General features: G+C 67.9%; 20 protein-coding genes. 13 read left to right on the forward strand and 7 right to left on the reverse strand.

Going from position 1 to position 17,681, the window contains the following annotated elements:
- The first annotated feature begins 16 nt into the window (after positions 1-16).
- The 7 genes from ACOGXI_RS17175 (at position 17) to ACOGXI_RS17205 (ending at position 7,563) form a co-directional block, all read left to right on the forward strand.
- A complete protein-coding gene (locus tag ACOGXI_RS17175; protein WP_419940025.1) occupies positions 17-1,129 on the forward strand; it encodes a carboxypeptidase regulatory-like domain-containing protein in 1,113 nt (370 codons plus the stop codon).
- A 94-nt stretch (positions 1,130-1,223) separates the two neighbouring features.
- Positions 1,224-2,282 carry a 6-bladed beta-propeller gene (locus ACOGXI_RS17180; protein WP_419940238.1) on the forward strand — a complete coding sequence of 353 codons (1,059 nt, stop codon included), beginning with the start codon at positions 1,224-1,226 and terminating at the stop codon, positions 2,280-2,282.
- 223 nt (positions 2,283-2,505) lie between these two features.
- Positions 2,506-3,345, forward strand: coding sequence for a carboxypeptidase regulatory-like domain-containing protein (locus tag ACOGXI_RS17185; protein WP_419940026.1), 840 nt, complete (start codon positions 2,506-2,508; stop codon positions 3,343-3,345).
- 273 nt (positions 3,346-3,618) lie between these two features.
- Positions 3,619-4,629 (forward strand): carboxypeptidase regulatory-like domain-containing protein, encoded by a 1,011-nt coding sequence (locus tag ACOGXI_RS17190; RefSeq protein ID WP_419940027.1) that lies wholly within the window; start codon positions 3,619-3,621, stop codon positions 4,627-4,629.
- Between the two features lie 560 nt (positions 4,630-5,189).
- The gene (locus tag ACOGXI_RS17195; RefSeq protein WP_419940028.1) at positions 5,190-6,110 is read left to right on the forward strand and encodes a carboxypeptidase regulatory-like domain-containing protein; all 921 of its coding nucleotides are present in this window, start codon (positions 5,190-5,192) and stop codon (positions 6,108-6,110) included.
- A 180-nt stretch (positions 6,111-6,290) separates the two neighbouring features.
- Entirely contained in the window at positions 6,291-7,400 is a 1,110-nt protein-coding gene (locus ACOGXI_RS17200; RefSeq protein WP_419940029.1) for a 6-bladed beta-propeller, read from the forward strand.
- A 34-nt stretch (positions 7,401-7,434) separates the two neighbouring features.
- Positions 7,435-7,563, forward strand: a complete 129-nt coding sequence (locus tag ACOGXI_RS17205) for a hypothetical protein (RefSeq protein WP_419940030.1) — start codon at positions 7,435-7,437, stop codon at positions 7,561-7,563.
- Here ACOGXI_RS17205 and ACOGXI_RS17210 read toward each other — a convergent pair.
- From ACOGXI_RS17210 to ACOGXI_RS17220, 3 genes are read right to left on the reverse strand one after another with little or no spacing between them, the layout of a single operon-like run.
- Positions 7,549-8,874, reverse strand: a complete 1,326-nt coding sequence (locus ACOGXI_RS17210) for a flotillin family protein (RefSeq protein ID WP_419940031.1) — start codon at positions 8,872-8,874, stop codon at positions 7,549-7,551. The genes ACOGXI_RS17205 and ACOGXI_RS17210 overlap by 15 nt on opposite strands.
- 7 nt (positions 8,875-8,881) lie before the next feature.
- On the reverse strand, positions 8,882-9,442 hold the full coding sequence (locus tag ACOGXI_RS17215) for a hypothetical protein (protein WP_419940032.1): 561 nt from the start codon (positions 9,440-9,442) through the stop codon (positions 8,882-8,884).
- A 49-nt stretch (positions 9,443-9,491) separates the two neighbouring features.
- Complete coding sequence (locus ACOGXI_RS17220; RefSeq protein ID WP_419940033.1) at positions 9,492-10,406, reverse strand: SDR family oxidoreductase; 915 nt, start codon at positions 10,404-10,406, stop codon at positions 9,492-9,494.
- A gap of 154 nt (positions 10,407-10,560) precedes the next feature.
- On the opposite strand from ACOGXI_RS17220, the gene ACOGXI_RS17225 reads away from it, so the two are divergent.
- From ACOGXI_RS17225 to ACOGXI_RS17240, 4 genes are all read left to right on the forward strand, one after another.
- Positions 10,561-10,953: a hypothetical protein gene (locus ACOGXI_RS17225; RefSeq protein WP_419940034.1), complete on the forward strand. Its 393-nt coding sequence runs from the start codon at positions 10,561-10,563 to the stop codon at positions 10,951-10,953.
- A 54-nt stretch (positions 10,954-11,007) separates the two neighbouring features.
- Positions 11,008-12,306: a hypothetical protein gene (locus ACOGXI_RS17230; RefSeq protein ID WP_419940035.1), complete on the forward strand. Its 1,299-nt coding sequence runs from the start codon at positions 11,008-11,010 to the stop codon at positions 12,304-12,306.
- Complete coding sequence (locus tag ACOGXI_RS17235) at positions 12,303-12,947, forward strand: DsbA family protein (RefSeq protein ID WP_419940036.1); 645 nt, start codon at positions 12,303-12,305, stop codon at positions 12,945-12,947. Before ACOGXI_RS17230 ends, ACOGXI_RS17235 begins: the two co-directional genes overlap by 4 nt.
- A gap of 398 nt (positions 12,948-13,345) precedes the next feature.
- Positions 13,346-13,825, forward strand: a complete 480-nt coding sequence (locus ACOGXI_RS17240; RefSeq protein ID WP_419940037.1) for a hypothetical protein — start codon at positions 13,346-13,348, stop codon at positions 13,823-13,825.
- Here ACOGXI_RS17240 and ACOGXI_RS17245 read toward each other — a convergent pair.
- The 4 genes from ACOGXI_RS17245 to ACOGXI_RS17260 form a co-directional block, all read right to left on the reverse strand.
- The gene (locus ACOGXI_RS17245; protein ID WP_419940038.1) at positions 13,822-14,601 is read right to left on the reverse strand and encodes an MBL fold metallo-hydrolase; all 780 of its coding nucleotides are present in this window, start codon (positions 14,599-14,601) and stop codon (positions 13,822-13,824) included. The genes ACOGXI_RS17240 and ACOGXI_RS17245 overlap by 4 nt on opposite strands.
- A gap of 34 nt (positions 14,602-14,635) precedes the next feature.
- A complete protein-coding gene (locus ACOGXI_RS17250) occupies positions 14,636-15,517 on the reverse strand; it encodes an MBL fold metallo-hydrolase (protein WP_419940039.1) in 882 nt (293 codons plus the stop codon).
- A 63-nt stretch (positions 15,518-15,580) separates the two neighbouring features.
- The gene (locus tag ACOGXI_RS17255) at positions 15,581-15,964 is read right to left on the reverse strand and encodes a PIN domain-containing protein (RefSeq protein WP_419940040.1); all 384 of its coding nucleotides are present in this window, start codon (positions 15,962-15,964) and stop codon (positions 15,581-15,583) included.
- Complete coding sequence (locus tag ACOGXI_RS17260; RefSeq protein ID WP_419940041.1) at positions 15,961-16,131, reverse strand: hypothetical protein; 171 nt, start codon at positions 16,129-16,131, stop codon at positions 15,961-15,963. The genes ACOGXI_RS17255 and ACOGXI_RS17260 overlap by 4 nt, the downstream gene beginning before the upstream one ends.
- 61 nt (positions 16,132-16,192) lie before the next feature.
- Between ACOGXI_RS17260 and ACOGXI_RS17265 the strand changes: the two genes are divergently transcribed.
- Together ACOGXI_RS17265 and ACOGXI_RS17270 are read left to right on the forward strand one after the other, a co-directional pair.
- Positions 16,193-17,185, forward strand: a complete 993-nt coding sequence (locus tag ACOGXI_RS17265; RefSeq protein ID WP_419940042.1) for a Bug family tripartite tricarboxylate transporter substrate binding protein — start codon at positions 16,193-16,195, stop codon at positions 17,183-17,185.
- Positions 17,178-17,675, forward strand: a complete 498-nt coding sequence (locus tag ACOGXI_RS17270; RefSeq protein ID WP_419940043.1) for a tripartite tricarboxylate transporter TctB family protein — start codon at positions 17,178-17,180, stop codon at positions 17,673-17,675. The genes ACOGXI_RS17265 and ACOGXI_RS17270 overlap by 8 nt, the downstream gene beginning before the upstream one ends.
- Positions 17,676-17,681: the final 6 nt, after the last annotated feature.

Below are 17,681 nucleotides of genomic sequence, written 5' to 3' on the forward strand. Positions count from 1 at the left end.
ATCGCGCTCGTTGCCGGTGGCGGCATCGACCGCGCTGGCGCTTGCCGTCGGCGCGGATTCCGCCGTCTCCTCGCAGGTTGCGCAACAGCGGGACGAGAACTGCGGCGACCGGGCGTCGCTCGCCGTCACGGTCGGGGACGAATCCGGGCTTATTCGGGTTCCCCGCGCTACGGTCGTCTTGCGCTGGGCTGACGCGGTTCGGAGACCGGTGCGCGAAGCCGCCGATTCGGATGGGCACCTCCTCCTCTGCGTCCCCAAGGACGCCGAGCAGGCCACGCTGTGGGCCGAATTCGGCGATGCATCGAGCGAGGAGGCGGTCGTCACGTTCGAACCCGGAGCGGCGCACGAGGTCCAACTCCGGCTCCTGTTCGGAGAGACGAGAACCGGGCGGCTCATCGGCCAGGTTCGAGATGCACGGACCGATCAGCCCGTCGCCACGGCAGCGGTCTCCATCACGGGTCGCCCGGAGATGGTCGCCAGCGACGGACGGGGCCGCTTTGCCCTCAGTGGGCTCCCCGTCGGGGGGCACGAACTCTCGGTGCGGCACCTCGGATACGCTGCGCTGACGTACCCGGTTACCGTGACACGAGGCCTCACCACAGAGGTCGACATCGGCCTGTCGCCGGACCCCGTGGAGTTGGAGCCGCTGGTCGCGACCGCGACGAGACCGCGCCGCCTGGAGGTCAACGGCTTCTACGAACGCAGGTACTGGGGGGACTTGACCGGTAACGGCACGTACTTCACGGCGGCGGACATCGAGCGCCGGGCGCCCCTCCGCATCACGCACATGGTCGCGGACGCCCCGGGCGTTCGGCTCGCGAACTGCGGCCTCCAGGGACACGGCTGCAGATTGTACAGCACGAGGGCCTCGACCGGATTCTCGGATGAGGGGTGCCAGCTGAACGTATACCTCGACGGGAACCTCGTGGTTCGCGGAAGCGAAGAACGCTGGAGTCGCGCCGCAGGAGACGGTCCCTTCAGCAACAGGGCGCCCCCCGAACCACTCAACAATCTGGTCCTGCCGGTCGAAATCGCCGGGCTGGAGGTCTACGTGGGGGCGGCGGGACTCCCGGCCGAGTTCTCCGGCTCCGATTCTCGCTGCGGTGCTGTCGTGATCTGGACGAAGTAGCCACGGCTGGCGGACGGGGGATTGGAATCGATCCGCACCGGGTGGTGCCCCAGCCTCTGAAGACGGCGACCCCGAATTGACAGCTCCCTGGACTGTGTTGGCCGACTCGAATCGCATATACGTGCTGGACCCAGCAGCCTTCGGCGTCCACCAGTTCGACCGTCGCGGGCGGTGGATAAGCACCATCGGTGGCCGAGGGGACGGCCCAGGCGAGTTCCGGCGTCCGGTCGCCATGGGCCGGTTGTCCGATACGCTTTGGGTTGCCGACCGCGGCCGGAGCAGACTGTCCTTCTTCGGCGTGGATGGCGTTTATCTGAGATCAGTTCGGTTCAGTATAATATCTGGCCCAACCGTGGTGATGCCACAGAGAGCGTTTTCTGGGCGGCGGATCGCGAGCGTCCCCTACTTGTCGGCCGGAATAGCTGGCCAGATCGATTCACTTCCCATCTTGCTCTTCGACGAAGACGGAACGGTTCAGGATACGATTGCGTGGCAGACATTGGGCCAGGTCACCGTGTCCATCGCGACCCGGGAAGAGAACGGTGGGAGTGACGTCCGGACCATGTCGATCAATCATCCGTTCGACCGCCGAAGTCTGCTCGCGTACGATCCCCGAAGCCGTGGGCTATACTTAGGCACATGGCGCGCAGATTCTGCTGGCGCGGCTGAACTCGAGTTGCTTCAGCTCGCTTCCACCGGGGACACGGCGGCCGTTGCGCATCTTCCGTTGGGTCGTGCAACTCTATCGACGCGGGACGTTCGATCATATGCAACGCGGATTCACGGCGATCTGCCCGGATCGTTCCGCTCGCGAGTATCGGCAAGTGAGCTGGCGCGCGCGTTCATGCAGCAGATCGCCAAGCCTGCAGAGACGGCCGTTGATGCGATGATTGCTAGCGAGAACCGGACAATCTGGCTGCGTAGGACCGATCGAGCCTCAGTCGCGGCGCCCGAGTACTGGACTGCATACCGGTTCGGCGAGGGATTCACAGAATTGATCCAACTACCGATCGGGCATCAGTTGGTGGCCGCATCGGGACACATGCTCTGGACTGTGAGCCGAGACGAACTCGATCTGCCCACCGTTACGGGGTGGGTACCGGCATCGCCGGGAGCCGACAGCTGGGACCGAGGTTTCTCAAGAAACCACTAGCTTGGAGACGATACGGATGGTCCAGATGATACGAACGGCCCCGGCGATGTTGATCGGGGTTGTATCGCTGCTTGCGGCTGCCGCCGCTCCGGCGGCCGGGCAGGACACGGATGAATGTGGCGACCGCGCTTCGCTGCGCGTCGCGGTGCTGGACGAATCCGGGACCCTCCCCCTGCCGGGCGCCACCGTGGTTCTCCGCTGGAACGAGGCAAGGCGCAGGCCAGTGCGTGAAGCCGCCGATACGCAGGGCAGCTTCTTCCTTTGTGTCCCGCGTGACGCCAAGGAGGCGACGGTCTGGGCCGAGTTCGGAGACGCGTCGAGCGAGCAGGCAGTCGTGGCCTTCGACCCCGGGGCCCGGCGTGACGTGGAACTCCGGGTGGGTTTTGGGCAGATACGGTCGGGGCGGATCATCGGCCGAGTATATGATGGCGCGACCGGTGATCCGGTCGCCACCGCCGCCGTATCGGTTCGGGGTCGTGCCAGGCAGGCAGAGAGCAACCGGCGTGGCGGGTTCATTCTGTCCGGCGTCCCCGAAGGGCAACACGAGTTGGAGGTGCGACGCATTGGCTACGCCTCCCTTGGCCACCCTGTGACGGTGACGCGCGGGCTCACCACGGAAGTGGAGATCGGGCTGGTGCCCACGCCGTTAGAAATGGAGCCGCTCGTCGCGACCGTGACGAGATCTCGCCGCTTGGAGATCAAGGGGTTCTATGAGCGGAAGCTGTGGGGCGAACTCGTGAGCGGAGGCACGTTCTTCACTGAAGCCGACATTGAGCGTCGGCGGCCGCAGCGCATCAGTCACATGATCGCCGACATGTCTGGAATCAGGTTGGCATCAGGCGGGAAGTTCTACAGCACGAGACTGTCGGCCGGGTTCTCCGGCGGCGGTTGCCAGATCAAGACATTCCTCGACAATGTCGATGTGAGCAACGTCCCCATCCACACTCTCGTCCTACCAATAGAGGTAGCGGGAGTCGAGATATACAAGGGCCCGGCGTCGCTACCGGCCGAGTTCGGTGGCTCCGATGCGCGCTGCGGCGCTATCGTAATCTGGACAAAATAGCGCCCTGAGTCGGCCCCTCAGCCACGTTGCGCGGCGCGAGGGTTCGGGCGCCAACGCCAACCCCTCCGAAGCCGTCCACGGGGCGCCGGACACTTGATGGCTGTGGAGGCCGCGGACCGACGCCAGCCCCTCCATCGTCCCGTAGGCGCCCCTCGCCCTCGTCAACCTCTTCTGACAGTGCTGTGACGTTTTCCAGACTGGCGCTGTCAACGAAGATGGAGGCATCTGCTTCGGTCGGATGCAACGCGTGACGGAAAAAGAATGGGAGGCGAGATGTCTAAGCTGAAGCGGCACTGGCTGGCGGCGGTCGTCACCTTCGTCACTCTCTCTGGAGCGGACCTCGGTGCGGCCGCCGGACAGGAGGCGGACTGCGGTGACCGGGCCTCTCTCCTCGTCACGGTCCTGGACGAGTCCGGGAGTATCGTCCTACCCGGGGCCACGGTGGTTCTTCGCTGGATCGATGCGGAGCGAATGCCGGTGCGCGAGGCAACGGATGCCGATGGCCGTCTTCTCGTGTGCGTTCCACGCGACGCGAGTCGTGCGGTTGTGTGGGCGGAGTTTGGGGACCACTCGAGCGGACAGGCCGCACCCGAGGCACTCGTGTCCGGCGAGGACCGCGAGATCCGGCTACGGATTCTCAGTTCGGTGCCATCAGGACGTCTGATCGGGCGTCTGGTCGACCGGGAAACCGGTCGCCCCGTGGCGACGGCGGCGGTGAGTGTCGTCGGCCGGCCGGCGGAGGCCGCAAGCGACAGACAGGGCCGGTTCCGGCTGACCGGCGTGCCGGCTGGGCAGCACGAACTGCGGGTCCGACGGCTCGGTTACGCGCCCCTTCGCCACGCGGTCGACGTGACCACCGGTCACACGACGGAGTTGGAGGTCCGCCTTGTGCGGGACCCGGTGGCACTCGAGCCCCTGGTGGTGTCGACAACGCGGTCACGACGCCTGGAGATCAAAGGCTTCTACGAGCGGAAGCACTGGGGAGAGTTGCTCGGCCTCGGCACCTTCTACACGGCCGCAGACATCGAGCGCCGGAACCCGCTGCGAATCTCGCACATGATTGCAGAGCTCCCCAGCATCCGGATGGGGCTCCTCAACGCCCGCACTGGCTGTCGCTTAAGCGTTTATCTGGACAATGTGAAAGTCGGTGCCGACAACCTCGACGCGTTTGTGCTTCCGATCGAAGTGGCCGGAGTAGAGGTCTACAGAGGCGCGGCGTCGCTGCCGGCCGAGTTCGGGGGATCCGGGTCGCGATGCGGCGTGGCTGCCGTGTGGACCAAGTAGCTCGAGTTCGCCAGCCAGGCAAGGTGCCTCCGCGCCGTCACCACTCAGCAGACGCGGTTAGCTCACGCTCCTGGACGGCGGCGCGGCGGGCGTCATCGATTCGTACGAGCATCGGGCGAGCTGCATGGATACCGGCGGCGAGTCCGTTGATTTCGGCGCCGAAGGCGAAGGGGCCGGGCGAGTTCGGTGACGCGACCAGCGAGGAGAACGTGATCGCGGTCCCGCCGGGTGTGTCCCACGACGTGGAACTCCGTCTCCGCCTCGCGTCGGAGAGGACCGGGCGAGGGTTTCGTTGGGGTTGTCAGATTGCCGGCCACCCATTTCTTACTTGGCGTGACAGGGGAAACGATATGGACCGTGAGCTGGGACGAACTCGATCTTCCCACCATCACTCGGTGGGGATTCCAGGAGCCGAAGTGACCCCCGCGCACTATAGCGCTTTTCCGTGGTCAGCCAAGTGCCGAAGTCTAACGACGCGTACTACCCTCGCGTCAGTCGCTTTGTTGGCCACATCGGCCACGACCGGGGCCCAGCAGAGGGAGCAGTGTGGCGACCGAGCCTTGCTCCGTGTCAGGGTCGTCGATGAGTCGGGAACGATCTCGCTGCCGGGGGCCATCGTCGTCGTTCGGTGGTCCGACCTCGTCGAGAGACCGGCCCGGGCCGCTGCCGGAGCGGACGGCCATCTTTATCTCTGCGTCCCCGGGGATGTGGAGGGAGCCACGCTCTGGGCCGAACTCGGTGACGACTCGAGCCGGCAAGCGGTCGCGACATTCGAAGCGGGCGCGACTCGCGAGGTCGTGCTCCGTATCCTGACGGGGGGGATTCAGTCGGGACGCCTCATGGGTCGGGTTCTGGACGCTTCGACGGAAGCTCCCGTCGTCGCCGCGGCAGTGTCCGTGCGAGGTCGTCCGCTCGCCGTCGACACGGATCGGCAGGGACGGTTCGTCCTGACGGGCGTGCCGGCGGGGGAGCACGAAGTAGAGGTGCGACGGATCGGCTATGCCCCGCTGCAACATTCAATCACGGTGGATCGGGGACTGACTACGGAAATGGAGATCGGCCTGGTGCCCACGCCGCTGGAGATGGAGCCGATCGTAGCCACGGTCACCAGAGCGCGTCGGCTGGAGATCGTGGGGTTCTACGAGCGTAAGCACTGGGGTGAACTGACCGGGCTGGGCCACTTCATCACGGTCGACGAGATCGACCGCTGGCGTCCGCTCACCGTGAGTGGCTTCGTTTCCATGATGGTACCGGGAATGTCGGGGTTGGCGAACCGGCGGATGTCAACGGGATTCTCGAACCAGCCATGTCCGATGAAGCAGTACATTGACGGTGTTTTGCTCAGAAGCGGCGGGCTCGATCAGTACATACGTCCGTTCGAGATCGGCGCCATCGAGGTGTACAAGGGGCCTGCTTCGCTCCCGGCCGAGTTCACCGGCTCAGATGCCCGCTGCGGGGCTGTCCTGGTCTGGACCAGGTAACGGGGCCGGAGTAGAGGTGTACCGGGGGGCGGCGTCGCTCCCGGGCGAATTCGCCGGATCCGACGCCCAGTGCGGCATCGTGGCGATCTGGACGAAGTGAAGGAGAAACAGCCCTCCATCGTCCCGCAGGCGCCCGTCGCCCGCTGGTTGAGCTGGGTATCACGTCAGAGTGGAGGCGTCTTGGGCATACTGAGTTCGGCATCTCTGGCCTTCGGTTCGCTGCTCTGGGCGGCGTCGGTTACTGCCGCCCAGGTCGGCGATTTCCGCCTGGTCGAGGAACTCCAGTTGGGTCGTATCGAAGGGTTGGAGTCCGACCTGTTCGGCGATATCCACGACCTCGCTGTCGACGCCGATGGCCGGATCTACGTGGTCGACCCGGGCATGCAAAACGTGCGCGTGTTCGACCGCGATGGACAACTGGTCCGCGAGATCGCGCCCGAGGGCGAGGGCCCCGGCGAACGTCGTCATCGCCGCATGTCGTACCTCGGTCCCACCAGCTTGACGTGGGAACCGAACCGTGCGCGGCTCTGGATTGATGACGGTTTTCAACGGCAGGTGCTGGATTCGCTCGGGGTGGAGTACCGGCGAGACATGCGCACCGGCAACTTCTATACCAACCCGGATATTCCGGCCGGCAAGATCGCGCAGGTCGATGCGCAGGGCCATATCTACGAGTACCAGCGCCTGCCCATCGGGGACACCACTGTCTCATACATCGCCCGTGGCGTCCCGACGGCGGAGTACGGTGTGGTGTTCAGCGACACGCTCACCATCGATTCCCGGGCTCTCGAGAGCGGTGAGACTCGAACGACCGAGAGGACGATCGGCTCTTCCCGAGTCAGCATTGCCGTCTCCGACAAACGGCCCGAACGCGATGAACACGCTTGGACCGTCTCGACCGCGCGCGGCACGGTCTGGATATCCGTCAACGAGCGCCGCCAGTTGCACGAAATAGCGTTCACGGGCGACACGCTCCGCACGTTCGATCTGGACACGGCACCGACCGAATTGGATGTTTCGCCCGAGGGCTGGGTCTGGATTCGCCACAGCGGCGCCAACGCCGAAACTACATGGGACCTGCTGGACAACTGCGGCGAGCGCCGGGGTTCCGTCTTGCTTCCCGTTCCCGTCTCGTTGACGCACGTGGGCCGTGGCGGTGTAGTCCATGTGGTGTGGTCGGATGATCTCGACATCGAGTACATCATGCGCCTGCGACTGGAAGGTGACGTAGACCGCCGGACGTGCCAGGCAAACCAGACGCCCAGTGTGACTCAGGATTCCACGGTATGACAGCGCCCGCTTCCTGCGCCGCCGAGGCTCGACCGTGGACATCTACGATCGGCAGATGGGTGTGAAGCTGTATGAGGACGTACCGCTGCCGCAGCGTTCGCCGCGCCCGGTGCCGGACGGCTACTACGATGCCGAGATCGAGAAGCGGTTAGCCCGGCGGTAGCTCCGGGGTTGAACCCGCGCCGTCGTCCTCGCTCCCGGAGCCCACGGCGCGCTGCAGGACCTCCTGGATGTCGAGGCCCAGCACCGACGCGAGCCCCTCCATCGTCCCGTAGGCGCCGCGCACCCGCTGGTTGAGCGCGTTGGACACGCCCTCGCCCTGGCCCCCGTCCATGACGACGACGCGGTCGATGTCCACGCCCTCCACGGCGCCCACGGCGATTTCGAGCAGCTCGGGGAGCTTCTCGGCCATGAACACGGCGAACGCGGCCTCGCCTCCGGTCTGGACCTCGGCGTAGAGCCGCTTCAGGACCTCGACCTGGGCCTTCCCGCGCTCCAGGATGGGCGCCGCCTCGGCCTCGGCCCGCGCGAACGCGGCCATCTTCTCGGCCTTGGCGGGCTCGATCACGTCCGCCCGCAGGCGCTGCTCCTCGCGCTCGACGCGCTTCATCTCGAGGATCTTTTCGGCCTCGACCTCGGCCTCCTGCGCCTTCACGCGCGCGATCTTCTCGGCCGTGTCGCCCTCGCGGTGCAGTTCGGCCTTGCGCACGCGGAGTTCGTTCTGGGCTTCGGCGACCTTGATCGAGGCGGCGGCCTCCCGCACCTCCGCGCGCCGCCTCGCCTCGGCCTGGGCCTCGCGCGTGTCGGCTTCGGCCTGGGCTTCGGCAATCTCCGCGGCCCGGATCGCCTCGGCCGACTTCTCGCGCCCGATCGCCTCGAGGTAGCCGCGCTCGTCGCTCACGTTCTGGATCTTGAGCACGTCGAGGTGGAAGCCCAGCGACGCCAGATCCTCCCCCGCGTCCTCCGACAGCGCCTTGGCGAACCCCAGCCGGTCCTCGTTCACGGCCTCCGGCGTGAGCGTGGCGAGGACGCCGCGCAGGTTCCCGGTGAGCGTGTCCTGGGCCAGTTCGCGGACTTCCGTTTCCGTCTTCCCCAGCAGGCGCTCCACGGCGTTGTTGAACACCCACTCGGGCTCCGAGGCGATCTTCACGTTCGCGATCGCCTCCACGTTGAGCGGGATGTTCCCCTTCGAGAAGGCGTTGGTGACGAAGACCTCGATGGGGATGGTCTCGAGGTTCATGTGCTGGACCGTCTCGATGATCGGGATCCGGAGCGTGCGCCCGCCCGAAATGGAGCGGTAGCCGACGGCCTGGCCATCGGTCAGCATGCGGTTTCGGCCCGTGATCACGGCGGCGCGGTTGGGGGGAACGATCACGATCAGGTTCTTGATGGTGACGATCGCCACGAGCACGACGACGATGAAGACGGCCGCCATCGTGACGGGGGCGGCCAGGAGATTCAGAAAGTCTTGCATTTGGACCTCATTCCTCGAGCAGCTTCATGTCCACCGGCACGACGTTCGCGATGCCGTCCGTCATGCGCACGACGACGACCGACTGTCCGGCGCGCAGCGGCAGATCGTCCGGGCAGGTTGAGTCCAGGCGGGCCCGCACGCTGTAGCGGCGCTGCCCGCGCGACACCTTCACCGTACCCGCGCCGTCCGGCGCTATTTCCATCGTCACCTCGCCGGTCAACCCGGCCAGCGACTGTTCGCCGAGCGCGGTGCCGGCGCCCGACCGCTTAATGTAACGGAAGGCGGCGCTGATGAAGGCCCCGGAGGCCAGCCCCGTGATGCCGGCGACGACGCCCGTGACCGCGGGACCCGTGAACCAGTGCAGAATGGACCCGGTCGCGCCGAATCCGAACAGGGCGTAGACGATCGTCCGCAGCGAGAGGAGCCTCGCCACATCGGCCCCTCCTCCCGCGTCAAGTTCCGCGTCGACATCCACGTCGATGTCCATGCCGTCCAGGAAGTCGCCGAAGACGGACAGGGCAAGGAACCCGCCGCCTACCAGGAGACAGAAGACGTATATCGTGAACATGAACCGCTCTCCCTTCGGGACCGGGTGCGTCGAAACCTACCGGCCCGCCTCATGATGCGCCTCCGCCGGACCAGGCCGCGACCGTCTCGGCCACGAAGTCGTCGAACACGCGCGGCGCGTGACCCAGCACATGACTCATCGTCGCGAAGTCCTCCTCGGTCGCGATGAGCCCGTCGGAGAGGAAGTGCTCGGACATGACCCGCAGGTCCCTCACGAGCCAGTCCGGCAGGCGCCGGCCCGCGCGCGCCTCCCACGCGTCGAGGTCGTCGCCGACGTACTCGATCTCGCGGTCGAGGTGATCGCTCCAGACTCGGGCGACATCCTCGGACGCCAGGAGTTCGGGCCCGACGACCGGATACCGGATCCCGGCATGGCCGTCGTCGAGTAGCGCGTTCACGGTGGCGTCGGCGATGTCGCGCACGTCGACCCGGTGCAGTCCCACGGCCCCGAGCGGTGCGGGATAGACGCCGGCTTCGAGCGACCGCCTCAGCCACAGGTCGTTCTGGAAATAGTGGTTCGGTTCGATCGTCACCCAGGGGACGCCGGAGGTCTCGAGCGTCGCGAGGATCTCCATCTTGCTCGCGAAGTGGGGGATGTGGGGCGCCGCATGCGCGCGGTGCGCGGAATGGAAGACGATCCGCTCGACACCGGCCTCCGCGGCCGCGTCGATCGCCCCGATGCCGAGTTCCGCCTCGCGCGGGTGGAGCGCCGTGAGGAGGTGCATGCGCGACACGCCCTCGAGCGCCGGCCCGAGCGTGTCGGGCTGCTCCAGGTCGCCCAGTACGAATTCGACCCCGCCGTCCGCCGCCGCGGCCCCGTCCGCCGCTCGAACCCCGTCGTCCGACGCTCCGGCTCTGTCCGCCGAGCGCGTCAAGCACCGCACCGATACTCCGCGGGCCGCCAGCCCGTCGACGACCGGACGCCCAACGGTCCCTGTCCCGCCGATGCAAAGCACATCCGCCATCCATGCCTCCTGTTCTCCGTCGGTTCTCCGTGGCTCCGATTCGACTTCCGCAATCCCGCAGGATCCCGACGATACGCGGCATCCGGAGGGCAGGCGAGTGCCGTCAGGCGTCGCCCCGCCGCCGGTCCGCCGCGAGCGAGTTGAGGATCCGTTGATGGGCGGCCGGACTCTGGAGGTGAATCTCGGGAGGCACGGGGCGGAGGGTCCGTCCCGGAGGGTCGAAGCGGGCTGCGGCGGGACTGCGGCGGCCGCGACCCGGCCTCCCGAAGACCCGGAAAGGGAGGGGACGATGAAGACGATGAAGACGATGAAAGCCGGGCGCTGGGTGCTGCTTGGTTTCAACCTCGTGCTGGCGACGGCCATCCTGGCGCAACCCGGTCAGGCCGCGTCCGCGCGCGGGGGGGACGACTGCATGACGGAGTGTTTCCAGGGATGGACGGAGTGCGTCCTGGACCACATTTGGGGCTGCAATTACGAACTCAACCAGTGCATGCGGGGATGCCTGTTTCCCGTCTGGGGTCCCCCCACGGATCCCTATCTCTTCTGAATCGGTTCTGAACCGGTTCTGAATCCCTTCTGAACCCCTTCTGACGGTGATCACATGAAGCTCGATACCACGGGGGCCGGCCCGCGGCCCCGGTACTGGACGACACTCGCGGCGGCGATGCTGGCTGCCGCGTGTCTGGAAGGGGAGAACCCCGCCGACACGGTCGGTTCGGCGGAGCCGGGAACGGACATCGGAACGCACGTCGGAACAGACATCGGAACAGACGCCGGAGCGGACCCCGCGCACCTTCGCGCGGGGCCGCCCCGCGTGCGACTCGGAAGCCGGACCGGTGAGGGACACACGGACTTCTACGACATCGCCGGTGTCGTCGTCGACCGGTCGGCCGACGCTCTGATCGTAGCGAACCGGGGGGACGCGACCCTGCGCGCGTTCACCCTCGATGGGGAGTGGCGCAGCACGCAGGGAGGAGTCGGGAGCGGTCCGCGCGAACTCGAGGAACTGACGGCGCTGTTCGAATACCGCGGCGACTCCCTCGCCGCATACGATGGGGAACGGGGCGAGGTCTCCATCTGGCCGTATGCCGGCGGGGACGTGCGGCGAGTTCCCGTCCCGACCCCCTCGGGGGACACACTGCGGACCCCGGGGTTCCACGGTTCCACGGTCGACGGTCGGCTGGTGTGGTCGGTGTCGAGACTCGACCGGATCGTCGACGAGATCGGCGAGTCCCACCCGCGGCGCCTCGTCATCTTCCTGACGTCGCCGGAGGGAGCGGGCTTCGATCCCATCGCAGAGACCACCGGTGAACGGTTCTTCCAGTACGGGGGAGACACGTACATCTCGGGCAGGATTCCGTTTTCTCCCCGGGCCTTCGTGCTCCCACGCGACTCGGACATTCTCTACGGGTCCACGGAACGTCCGCGCGCGGAGCGCGTTGCGGATACCGGCGTCTCGCTGGCTCCGATCGCATTCTCGGTCACGGCGGCTCCCGTTACGGCCGCGCATCGGGAGACGGCGCTTGCGGGCATCCGCGCTCGGCTGGACCGGCCCCTCCCGACCTCGCTTCGGACCCTCATAGCGACCACGCTCGATGTGTGGGCGTTTCCCGACTCCTTCCCGGTTCTGGGCGATGTCGTGGCCGGCGAGGACGGGCGCGTGTGGGTGACCGGCTCCCGGCCGCCGGAGGCGGACCCCACCCGCGCGGCAGTAGAGACCACGGTCTGGCGCGTGTACGCGGGACCGGGAAGCCCGGGCCGGGACATCGAATTCCCCGGCGATTTCCGCCTGCTGTGGGCCGACGAAACGGAAGCCGTCGGAGTGGTGCGGGATGAACTCGACATAGAACACGTCCTGGTCCTGCCGCTTCCGTCGGTCGCCGGCCCGATGGACTCATGAAGCGGCCCGGAGTCCAGGACATCGGCCTGGCGGTGTGCTTCCTCCTCCTCGCTGCCATCGCGTTCCGGCCATCGGGGGTCGTGGGTAGCCGTATCCGGGAGTGGAACGCCGAGCGGCAGGTGCTCGCGCTGTATCGCGAGGAAGGGAAGAAGGCCGCTGCGACCAGGAAGAGTGTGCTCGGAAGCGGCGATGCCGCGCACGTGATCTTCGAGTTCAGCGACTACCGGTGCCCCTTCTGCCGCTCGTCTCACGAGATCGTGGACGAGTGGGTTGCCGGCGACAGCGTGAAGGTCGTGCTGGTTCACGTTCCGCTCTCCGATCGCACGCGAGAGGCTGCGCGGACGGCGATCTGCGCGGAAGAGAGCGGGGCCTTTCGGCGCCTGCACGACTACCTCATGACGAACGACGACTGGGAGTCCATGGACGTGGCCTGGGAGTCCGTTGCCGCAGCGGCCGGCGTTCCCGCGGGAACGCGGTTCGTCCGCTGCCTGGAGTCGGCGGCGACGACCGAGCGCCTCGCCCGCGACGCCGCGCTCGCCGCTCGCTGGCGGGTCACCGGCACCCCGACCTTCGTATCGGAGCACGCCCGGATCGCCGGAGCCGTGTCGGAGGCCGACCTCGCAGAGTTGCTCGGCCGGTAGGCCGGACGTCGTATGGACGAGATCGTGTTGAGACCGGGTTGACGCACGAAGCCAAGTATCCTCGTACAGCCCGGCAGGGCGGCGTCCACATGCGACTTCAACGACTGCACCTGCGCATGCCTGGAACTATGGGACAACTGCTTCACAGACTGGGACGAGGTACGGAAGTGCGACTGGTTGTACGGGATCTGCATGTGGTTTACGTCGTGCGAGGCGGAGCCGACACGACTCTGATGGTCGGCCCGTCAAGCACCGGTGCGAGGAGGATCGTAGCCATCGTGATGATGGCCGCGATCCTCTGCGCACTCCCTGGGTGCGGTGAGCCTCCGGTCGAGTGGCCGGAGTCGAGTCCGTTCCCCACCCGGTCCATTCACCTGGGTATGACGCATGGCGAATTGATGAGGGCACGTACCACGCTCTACGTCAACGAGGAGGGCAGGATCGAGGAAGCCGTCGTCCGAGGCTGGATGCACTACGGCTTCACGGCGTCGCGCCTTGGACCGCCAGACGCGGGCTCCAGACTCATCTACGTCGATATCGAGGAAAACGAGACGAATCGCCGGCGGGCAGAGACTCGATGGGCCGCACTCGTGGCCGACTTGGCGGACGATCTCGGCGTGGAGCCCGAGTGCATGGAACTGAAGTACGGGCGGCTCGACCTTCGGCGCGCGACGCTGCTCCCGCGCGATTCGACTCTCGCAGCGGCCGTCGAGGTCCACATCGAGTCGGAAGCTCCCGGGTCCGAAGTGGCCGGCGTGACCACCCGCATGTGGCTCCCGGAGCACCCGTCGTCGCTCGCCGACGGCACACGTCTCCCGGGCGCGGCACTGCCCGATTGGCAGCCTTGCGAGGAGTCGCCGGGCTTCCCGCCCGGTTAGCGCACTTCCGTCGGACGGGTCGCCCCGGGCCTCGCCCAGGCGGCGTCTCCCGTCGTGATGCGGGTCAGCGCGTTGTCGAGGTCGGCCATGTACCGGCCCACATCGACCTCGGCGATCGGGGGGCCGTGGATCGGCGCGATCCAGGCCGGGGGATGCCGTTCCAGCATGGTGCGCAGGGCGCCCATGACGCGCTCCGGGTCCGCGTAGCGCAGCCACGGCAGGGTCTGGGCGTGGAATTCGTGCACGCCTTCCGCGCGTCCGTCCTCCGGGATCCGTCCCCAATCGATGTCGCAGGCGCCGGGGGCGTGCAGTGTACCGAAGCCGTCCGCCACGAAAAGGGTGCGGGAGGCCTCGTCGTAGACCCAGGTCGTGTGGTTGCGGTCGGCGAGCGGGGGATCGAGGACGACGAAGCGTCGGCCCAGCACGTCGGTCACGTCCCCGATCTTCGTGCGGCGCGCGTATGGGAGTCCCTGCAGGTCGGGATCGCCGCAGGAGGCGATGATCTCGAAGTCCCCCCAGTCCCGGCGGAAAGCGGGGATGTTGCCCGAGTGGGGATAGTCGGAGTGGGAGAGCACGATGGCGCCGATGCCGCGCCCGGCGGTGACGTCGGTGATCCGGTCCGAGAGGCGCTGCCGGTGGTGGAACGAGCCGGAGTCCAGGAGGATCGCCCCCTCCGGCGCCTCGACGAGGTACACGGAGACGTGGATGTGGGCGTCCGTCTCGGGGAAGCACTCGTGGACCCAGGAGACCCCGCCGCCCAGATCGATGACGCTCACCGTGCGCCCCCGCTCAGGCGACGCGTCCGCATGCTCACAGGACGCCGCCGCGCCCGCCCGCCGCCACCCGCCGCACGACCTCGTTCAGGCGTTCGTAGTAGGGCGCCGCGTCCTCCCCCGGGATCGGGAGTCCGTGCGCCGGCGCGAACCCGTAGCCGTCAAAGCGGGTCGCAAGCGCGTCCGTCGCCGCGACGACCTTTGACGGAACCACGTACTGGAACCAGAACATGACGCGGCTGTGGAACTCCTCGAGGCGCCCCACGTCCACCGCCGTGTCGATTTCGTCCGTGCGGCGCAGGCACTCGCCGCTCTGGTGCGGGAACCCCATCCAGTCGACCGTGAAGAGCGTGCGGGTCGTCGCCTCGCTCATCCAGGTGTGGATGGCGGCGTCGAGGAAGGTCGCCTCCGGGAAGCGGACCCGGAGCCCGCCGAGATCGATTTCGTCATCGGGCCCCACCTTCATCGCGTCGTCGAGGTGGTACAGCGCGTGCGTCTCGCCGGTCGCCGGCGCCACGAGACGGCAGTCCGGGTAGCGCCGCAGCACCTGCATCGTGTTCCCCGCGTGCGGCACGTCGGGGTGTGAGAGGGCGAGGTAGTCGAGCGGCCGGCCTCCCAGCAGTTCATCGAGCGCCGGGAGAAGGATGTGGCCCGAGGCCGGGGAGAGCGTATCCCAGAGTAGCGTCCGCTCGCCCGCCAGCAGGTACGCGTTCTGCGGGACGTGAAGCTCGTTGCCGGGGGCGTACCAGTCCGCGCCGCTCGCCAGCACCGCGCGCGCGATCCCGGCCCGGTGTCCGCCGCACTCCTGGATCCAGTGGATGCCCGGCCACACGTCCCGCCGCCAGCCGGCCTCCGTGGGCGCCGTCGGCATCGGGGCCGCAGTCGGCGGCTTCGCGGCGGCGCTTCCGAGTTCGTTCATGCGCGGCAGTCTACGCGGCTCCCGCCCGTCGCCACCAGTCCGGGAGATCCGCGCCCGCCGGTCCTACCCCAGCCGGAAGTTCAGCGTCGCCGCAACCTCGGCCTGCCGTTCGTCGAGCGTGATGAACGAGATGGCCGAAGGCCGCGGGGCCACGTGCAGGGCGCACGCCACGTGCCAGAGATCCGCGCCCCGCAAATGGCCGGCCCGGAGCGCGGCCCGCATCTCTCGCGACAGAGGCCGGCTCGGCTGAATCCAGCTGAACCCGGCGACCAGATCCTTCGGAAAGGGCTGTCCCTCTCTGGCGCAGACGGATCGCAGTTCGGCTTCCAGGAGGTTGGATGACATGAGATCCCGAAATCCCCGCAACCGGCGGACGATCTCGTCCGCGCCCGCCTCGACGAAAGCGATCGAGACGATCGCGGACGTGTCCACATAGGCGGCGCTCACTCTCCCCGGTCGGCCAGAAAGCGTTCAAGGGCACCTGGCACCGGCGTACCGAGCTCGAGGGGCTTCCGGTGCTTCGGACGGGGCGTGAGGATCCCTCGCCGCTCCAGATCCGCCAGCCGTTCCTCGAGATCCGTGCTCTCGCGCCGAAGCGGTCGGATCTTGGCCACCGGCTCCCCCCGGTCCCGGGCTCCCGTGGCCTGTCCTCGACGAAGGCGTCACATTCCCTCCATGAATGTCAGAGGATGGTCCGCTCCATCATCCGCACGTCGACTCGCGTGGGCCGCGGCGGTCTTCGCGGCCGCCGGCTGTTCGCCGTCCGGAGAGGAGGCGGCGTTCCCGAGCCGGCCCATCGAGATCGTCTCCTGGGCGACACCCGGCGGACCGACCGACCTCCTCTCGCGGGCCCTGGCCGAGGCCGCGCCCCCGCACTTCGAGGGTCGGCGCGTCACGGTTATGACCCGGCAGGGCGGGGCGGGCGCCGCCGGCATGCAGTACCTGCAGGGGCGGGAAGGCGATCCGCATGTACTCGGGGTCTTCACGGCGAGCGGCACGGTGAACATGGCGACCGGGCGGATTCCGTTCTCTCCCGAGGACTTCACCCCCATCCTCCGCATCCAGATCGACCCCTTCCTGATCGCGGTGCGGGAGGACAGTCCCTTCCGCACGCTCGGGGACCTGTTCGCGGCGGCCCACGCCCGGCCGGGCGAGGTGTCGATGGCGGGGTTCGGGGCGGCGTCGGCCCACTTCCTCGGCTTCGCCCGTCTGAGGGCTGCGGCGGGCGACCCGGATGTCCGCTGGATTGCGTACGAGGGGTCGGCGGACGCGGTGGTGGCGGCGCTCGGCGGGCACACGGACGCGGCGCACACGAACTACAACATCGTGCGCGAGCACCTGAGAGCGGGGACGATGCGGGTGCTGGGCGTGGCGCTGCCCGTCGAGGCGCTGCCGGACACGCCGAGCTACGCGGAGCAGGGATACGACCTCCAGCCCGTCCATTGGCGGGGCGTCGTGGGACCGCCGGGGCTGGATCCGGGGATCCGCGCCGACATCCGCGCGCGGCTGATGGCCGCGATCGAGGACCCGGGGTTCCGCGAATACATGGAGCGGGCCGCGCTGGAATACGCGACGATGGCGGACGCGGACGCGTTCGGCGCCTGGATGGCCGAGGAGGTGGCGACGAGCCGGGACGTGCTGCGGCGGCTGGGAATCCTGGATGAGTAGTTCCTCCGCGGGCGGGGCCGCGCGGTTGCGCCTGCTCGCGGAAGCCGGATTGCTCGCCGTCGTGGCGGCGGGGGTTCTGCTGGACTCGCGCTTCTACCCGGGATCGCTGGCCGAGGGGGCGCCGGGTCCGGCCTTCTTCCCCCGGCTGCTCGCCGTGCTGCTCATGGGTTGCGCGGCCTGGCTCGCGGTCCGGGCCGCGCGACAGCCGCCGGAATCGGCCTCGGGACGTTCCCGCGGGAACGTCTCCGCGGGCCCCGGAGCCGGCCGCGGCGCCCGTCTGGGGCTGGGAGCCGCGTGGATCGCCGTCTTCCTCCTCGCCTGGCCACGGCTCGGGACCGTCGTGTCGGTGCCGTTCCTCGTGGCCGGGTTGATGTGGCTGACGGGCGAGCGCTCGCGGCTCGCGCTCGTCTCCGTGCCGCTCGTCTTCGCCGCCTTCATCTATCTCGTGTTCATGGTGGCGCTCGGCGTGCCGCTCCCGTCCGGGTTCTGAGCCGCC

The sequence above is a fragment of the Candidatus Palauibacter sp. genome (genome assembly GCF_965208055.1).
In the GTDB taxonomy this organism is placed as follows: Bacteria; Gemmatimonadota; Gemmatimonadetes; order Palauibacterales; family Palauibacteraceae; genus Palauibacter.

Coding starts and splice junctions, on each gene's coding strand:
- ACOGXI_RS17190 (WP_419940027.1), top strand. CDS start 3,619: ATGTCTAAGCTGAAGCGGCACTGGCTGGCGGCGGTCGTCACCTTCGTC.
- ACOGXI_RS17250 (WP_419940039.1), bottom strand. CDS start 15,517: ATGAACGAACTCGGAAGCGCCGCCGCGAAGCCGCCGACTGCGGCCCCG.
- ACOGXI_RS17230 (WP_419940035.1), top strand. CDS start 11,008: ATGAAGCTCGATACCACGGGGGCCGGCCCGCGGCCCCGGTACTGGACG.
- ACOGXI_RS17210 (WP_419940031.1), bottom strand. CDS start 8,874: ATGCAAGACTTTCTGAATCTCCTGGCCGCCCCCGTCACGATGGCGGCC.
- ACOGXI_RS17215 (WP_419940032.1), bottom strand. CDS start 9,442: ATGTTCACGATATACGTCTTCTGTCTCCTGGTAGGCGGCGGGTTCCTT.
- ACOGXI_RS17270 (WP_419940043.1), top strand. CDS start 17,178: ATGAGTAGTTCCTCCGCGGGCGGGGCCGCGCGGTTGCGCCTGCTCGCG.
- ACOGXI_RS17225 (WP_419940034.1), top strand. CDS start 10,561: ATGGGCGGCCGGACTCTGGAGGTGAATCTCGGGAGGCACGGGGCGGAG.
- ACOGXI_RS17235 (WP_419940036.1), top strand. CDS start 12,303: ATGAAGCGGCCCGGAGTCCAGGACATCGGCCTGGCGGTGTGCTTCCTC.
- ACOGXI_RS17220 (WP_419940033.1), bottom strand. CDS start 10,406: ATGGCGGATGTGCTTTGCATCGGCGGGACAGGGACCGTTGGGCGTCCG.
- ACOGXI_RS17265 (WP_419940042.1), top strand. CDS start 16,193: ATGAATGTCAGAGGATGGTCCGCTCCATCATCCGCACGTCGACTCGCG.
- ACOGXI_RS17240 (WP_419940037.1), top strand. CDS start 13,346: ATGAGGGCACGTACCACGCTCTACGTCAACGAGGAGGGCAGGATCGAG.